The 5,067-nt window shown below is 57.1% G+C and carries 3 protein-coding genes; all 3 read right to left on the bottom strand.

Translation table 11 applies throughout. From position 1 onward, the window contains the following. Window positions 1–485: T9SS type A sorting domain-containing protein (locus tag ACQKLP_RS26560; RefSeq protein ID WP_427326262.1), on the bottom strand; the 485-nt coding region annotated here is incomplete at its 3' end. 506 nt (window positions 486–991) lie between these two features. Then, a complete protein-coding gene (locus ACQKLP_RS26555; protein WP_427326260.1) occupies window positions 992–4,321 on the bottom strand; it encodes a beta strand repeat-containing protein in 3,330 nt (1,109 codons plus the stop codon). A 5-nt stretch (window positions 4,322–4,326) separates the two neighbouring features. Further along, on the bottom strand, window positions 4,327–4,806 hold the full coding sequence (locus ACQKLP_RS26550; RefSeq protein ID WP_427326258.1) for a hypothetical protein: 480 nt from the start codon (window positions 4,804–4,806) through the stop codon (window positions 4,327–4,329). Window positions 4,807–5,067: the final 261 nt, after the last annotated feature.

Below are 5,067 nucleotides of genomic sequence, written 5' to 3'. Positions count from 1 at the left end.
GTGAATACGAACTGGTTGACCTTCAGGATGACGGTATAAATACCGGATGCCAGCTTGTCAACGGAAGTGGGAATGACGACCTTACCCGGTGCGTAGTTGCGCACGTCCTGGTACATGACCTGTCCGGCCGTGTTCATGAGCAGGAAGGTGACGGTGGCATTGTTCAGGAGGCTGAACTGTACCTTGAAAGTGGTGAGGGCCGGGTTGGGGTAGAGGGAGAAATCCAGGATGGGATTGCTTCCCGGAGCCAGGGGCGGTACGATCTCCGGCTGCTGGAAACCCTGTGTGAGCAGGATGGGCCCCGCGGCCAGCGGAGTAATAACGGCTTCACCGATGGTGTAATCGAACTGTATACCGCCGATGATGCCGGACCCTCCCGAGGAGGCGGCCACCTGTCTGACCAGTACCAGCTGCGAACGGGCCGGCAGCCACGATATGGCCAGGAACATGGCCAATAAGAGGTGTTTAGTAGAACTTGTCTTCATAAAGAGAGGATATCAAAGGGTTATGAATACTGGGTTGTGCGATCTGAATGGATTGCATGGCTTCGCCGTTTCGAGGCTGGGACAGACATCAAATCACAGGGTCCAAAAAGTAATTGCGAAGACGGTTGAAATGGTTCCGGTGCTAACGGCAGCTTTCAGCGGTAATCGGATAAAATGGACAGGCCCCATCCGGGCATGCATGCTCACAATCAAAACAATGATTTCGTATAGGCGGGAAGGTAAATAGGCGCAGCCAGGGCTGCATTGCGTCCTTTCAACAAAGATGGTTAAGTGAGGGTGGAAGATCTGGGGGTATCGTATTCCGTAAGTATAGATAGCTCCAATCGAAACGTAAGATAAAAAATTAACAATGAATGACATTGGATGAATCATAAAAAAGGAAGAGAAAAAGAGGCTGCCCCAGAAGAGGCAGCCATACACAAAACCATACATATACCCTTGCTCTCGTCAAAAAAGTTTGCGTACGGTTTTTATTGATGATAAAACTATTTCACATTCACGAGCACCTTGATTTTTCCGGTGCCGGAAGTCAGCTCCTGCAGGGCTTTTCCGAGGATCTGGCCATGTTGCAGTTTCTTCGGGTCGGCCTTCATGGCATACCCGGCTTTGCTGGAAGTAACGAGCAGGTCGCCGCGGCGGATGGGGCCGCCTTCGTCGCAGACTTTGGTGGGGATAACGCCCACAACGCCCACGGGAACTTGTTCGGTCACATCTTCCACACCTTCCTGTTCTGTCAGCAAAACGCCCGGCTTGGTGGCGTAAACGCCGGCTACCAGGGTAGAATAGGCTTCGGATGATTTTTCCATTTTGCGGTCGCTGCTGGTGGAAATGACCATCACATCGCCCGGTTCATATGCGCTCATGGCGCCTTCCACGTCAAATGCCTCGGCAAGGTCGGCGCCACTGTTCTGCGTTCCGCCGTTGAAGAAACCGCGGCCGGCAGAGTTGATGCGCGCTACGTTCACTGTTCCTGGATTGCCGGATTTGAATAGCGCGATAGAGCCATTGCTATGCTGTTCAACCGTCAATACGGGATTAGTATTGGCGGTATTGAAGTTGACCATCCTGCCCGCACGTCCCTGACCGAAGTTGGGGACCCAGGCAAAAAGTGCACTGCCGGTACCATCGGCGGTAGTTTCCACGCCGTCACCGGTATTGGACGCGTTCGCAGTAATACCGTTACCGTTACCATCCGCGATCGCGATGAGCGCCGGGCCATTACCCGCGGGGTTGCTCGCATGGAAAAGTCCCGCAAAACCACCGGTTCCGGAAGAAATCCCGTAAATGCCCGCAGTGCCGAAGTTGGCGAACTGGGAATTCACTTCCCCTCTTACCGCTGGAGAAGTCCCGGTCACCTTGTCCACCATAAAGTTCCCGGCGATACCGTTACCTATGGTTTTTACCGTGATCACATCGTTGTTATTGGATTCGTTGAAAATCTGGAACCGTCCCGCGCGGCCGGTCGCAAAAGAAGGCACCCATGCATACAGGGCATTGCCGCCTCCATCGATGTTCGCTTCCACCGCATTGCCGTCTTTGCTGGCGTTAGCAGTGATCGCGTTGCCATTGCCATCCTGGATCGCTACCACGGCAGGGCCGTTACCGCTGACGTTGGACGAATGGAACAATCCCGCGAAACCGCCCGTCCCGGAAGATATCCCGAAGATGCCCGCTGCACCGAAGTTCCCGAAGATCGTTTTCACTTCGCCTCTCACGGCGGCGGCTACACTATTCGTATTGTTGACCAGGAAAGACGCGGCATTGCCCTGCGTATTGTCCGGGATATTGCCATTACCGTTGGTTTCCACTTCCAGCGTATTGCCGGTGGTATTGGTGGTGTTGAAGTTTTCGAATCGTCCTGCACGGCCGGTACTGTTGTTCAGGCCCACCTGTCCCAACACGCCTACAGCCGTTCCAGCAGTACTGGTTGAGATGAACCCGCGGACGCCATATCCACCGCCATCGTTTCTACCAACCACTGCACCGGCGATGTCGCTGGTGGTACGGCCAACAACCGCTTCACCGCCGCCGTTATTATCACCTACCACACCCGCACTGCTTACAGAACTGGTGATGCCATGTATGCCGAAACCCGCAACGGTAGAGGCTCTTACACCGGCGCCATTCCCTGTTGTCGTAACATTGACAACGGTACCGTTGCCCACCGTATTGGCGACAACCACATTGTTGTTGTTTGCATTGTTGTAGATGGAAAAATTAGCCGGGATCCCGTTATTACTGGTAGCATTGAGGCCCGTCCCGGTATTGCTGTTTGCATATACGCCGTACCCATTTGCGGATGCGTTGCCGTACACGCCCAAACCATTGGGCGTTACGCCGTAAACGCCCCAGCCGGAACCGTTCTGCGAACCGTACACCCCTACGCCAAGTCCGCCGGTACCATTATTGATCCCCCGCACGCCGGCAGAAAAGCCTCCGGGCGAAGCGGAGCTCACGATCCCGCGCATCGCCGTAATATTACTGGTCGCTGTATTATTAACACCTTCCACCGATGTGCCGTCTCCGTTATTGGTAATGGAAAACAGCGTAGCCGCATTGTTTTCAACCGCAGCGTAGGGGAGCGTAAGCCCGCCGCCACCGGCATTATCGGCCGCCGGCGTCCAGTTCACGCCATCGAATTTCAAAACCTGTCCTGCCGCCGGTGCCGCATTGGAAACCGGTACGGTCTGGATTTTGGCAACGTTGGGATTGGGATAGTTTCCCGCAAGATCGCCACCCGCAGCCCCGTTCGGAGGCAGGCTCGTAGGGATAACTCCTGCCGCGAGCTTGGGCAAAGTGATGGATCCATCCGCTACTTGGGTAGTGCCCACAGCATTGTTTGCGATGGTGGGATTGGGATAGGTGCCCGCCAGCGAACCGCCGGCCGCCACTCCGTTGATATCACCCGCAGGTCCGGCAGGCCCGACTGGCCCGGCGGGCCCGATGGGTCCGATAGGTCCGGCAGGGCCCATGGCACCAACCGGTCCGGCAGGTCCGACAGGCCCGGCGGGGCCTACTGCGCCCGCAGGTCCAACTGGCCCTACAGGTCCAACGGGTCCGGCTGCGCCTACTGGCCCCGCAGGCCCTTGCGGCCCAACAGCACCGTCAGCACCCGCAGGCCCAACCGGTCCAACGGGCCCTGCAGCGCCCACAGGCCCCTGAGGGCCAACAGCACCCGCAGGCCCAACCGGCCCTACAGGTCCAACTGGCCCGGCTGCGCCCACTGGCCCCGCAGGCCCTTGCGGCCCAACAGCACCATCAGCGCCCGCAGGCCCAACCGGTCCAACAGGCCCCGCAGCGCCCACAGGTCCCTGAGGGCCCACAGCACCGGCAGGTCCAACCGGACCAACCGGCCCAACCGGTCCGGCAGCGCCTACAGGTCCCGCAGGGCCTTGCGGACCGGCAGGGCCAGGGTTACCGTTCGCAGCAAACTGTGCAAACGGAACGCTCATTAACTGGTTGGTCCCCAGTGTCTGGAAACCGCCGCCGGTATTCACTTCCACTTGAAGGAACTGATTTGCGTTGCCCCAGGGAACGCCCGCAAAGGTGCCGCTGACCGGCGTTCCGCGCCCCACCTGCAAGGTGAACAGGCCGATGGCATTGGTAGCTGTATTATGCGTTTCCTGGTATTGCACGGCGCCGTTCGGCCCGCCGCCTCGCACGGTAAACCGTACGCTCACCGCCTGGTTGGCCAGCACGGAGCCATTGCTGTTGCGCGCAACGGCCTGGTAATTGATGCCCGAAAGCCCGCTTTGCGCGTAACTTCCGATGGCTGCCGACATTAAAATGATGAAGATGTATAGTGATTTTTTCATGGTACTCAGTTTTTAGGGTTGGGCGCTTTTGTTTTTTGGGGTTGCAGCGGACTGGCTTTGATTTCTGTTCCGGTTTTGGTTGGATTAGCTTCCTGGAGCTGCCGTTTGGCCTCCCTGGCATCGAAGTGCAGCGAAGGCTCTTCGCCCTGTGCCCCCAGGTTCGCCGGCGCCACTTTTTCGTTTTTCAAATCCTGGATTTTCTGTTTGGCTGCTGCGGCCGACAAATTGCTGGGCAACTCACCCTGGGATTTCGCACCAGCGGCATTCTCCTTTTTCGCTCCCGTCGTCACATTCCGCGGAACACCGTTTGAGCCTGGGAAAATATGTTGCTTTAGCGCCTGCGGCGATGAAATGGTCGCTTCACTGGGCTTTGCGGCAGCAGCCTGACTGGCCCTGATTTTCGCGATGGCCTGGTCGTAATCGCTGAACATGCGTTGACGGATGCTTGAACCATCTTCGGCCTTCCTTGCCGGCTGCTGCGCCATTGCGGTCGTAACCGCAGTGCCCAGCAGGAGAATGATGCATATGAGAGTTTTATTCATGACGAGTGCTTTATCGGTAATGAGGAAAGTTTATTATCTGTTATCCCTGAAAGGGGTGTACATAATGGTGAAGTTCATGCTCTTTCGCTGGCGGAGGCTTCCTCCGGTAGGCACGAGGTAGGCGAAGTCGAGCTGGAATCCCTGCACCCTCACGCCGAAGCCCGCCGAGAACTGCTGCCGGTTGCCTTTGGCGGGGTCTTCGTA

Source organism: Chitinophaga sp. NPDC101104, assembly GCF_050277495.1.
Classification (GTDB): Bacteria; Bacteroidota; Bacteroidia; order Chitinophagales; family Chitinophagaceae; genus Chitinophaga.
This window is presented reverse-complemented; position numbering and strand designations above follow the sequence as displayed.